Source organism: Salinivibrio sp. VGrn1 (assembly GCF_009377995.1).
Taxonomy (GTDB): domain Bacteria; phylum Pseudomonadota; class Gammaproteobacteria; order Enterobacterales; family Vibrionaceae; genus Salinivibrio; species Salinivibrio siamensis.
Window position 1 is genome coordinate 1 of record NZ_SATA01000023.1, and the last position, 695, is coordinate 695.

The following is a 695-nucleotide window of genomic DNA, read 5'->3' on the forward strand; positions in this document are numbered from 1 at the left end:
GGCGAGGTGTCTGGAACCATTGATGAATTGATCCGTCACTCTGTTTCAAAAATGTCGCATATCCACTTTGTCTCCAACCAAATGGCGAAAAGTCGCCTTATTCAGTTGGGTGAGACGGAATCGAGTATATACACCATCGGATCACCGGATCTCGATATCATGACGTCACCTGACTTGCCCTCGTTATCTGCAGTAAAAGAGAGATATGAGATTGGCTTTGACACTTATGCGGTGTTTATGTATCACCCGGTGACAACAGAGCTAGACAAGCTGAAAACACATATATCGAGCACCGTTGATGCGCTACTCGAAAGTGATGAAAATTATATCATCATTTTTCCCAACAACGATGCTGGCTCAGAGACGATCATTGAAGAGTTAGAACGGTTAAGAGGTCATGATCGTTTCAAAATTTATCCGAGCATTAGGTTTGAGCATTTTCTAACCCTACTTAAAAACGCTGACTTTATGATAGGTAATTCGAGTGCAGGTGTGCGAGAAGTGCCTTTTTATGGAAAGCCGAGTATTAACCTTGGAACAAGACAAGACAAACGAGCCAATGCTAATTCAATTTTTAACGTCGAGGTTGAAGAAAAAGCATTGATTTTAGAGGCGATAAAGAAAGCTAAGACGGCACAATTTACATCGGTAAAAGAATTCGGCTTGGGAAATAGTGATAGGCTTTTTTTACAGGC

The 695-nt window shown here is 41.4% G+C and carries 1 protein-coding gene; it reads left to right on the forward strand.

Going from position 1 to position 695, the window contains the following annotated elements:
* Nucleotides 1-695, forward strand: a 695-nt coding sequence (gene neuC, locus EHW56_RS15225) for a UDP-N-acetylglucosamine 2-epimerase (protein ID WP_152800437.1), incomplete at both ends; no start/stop codon positions are given.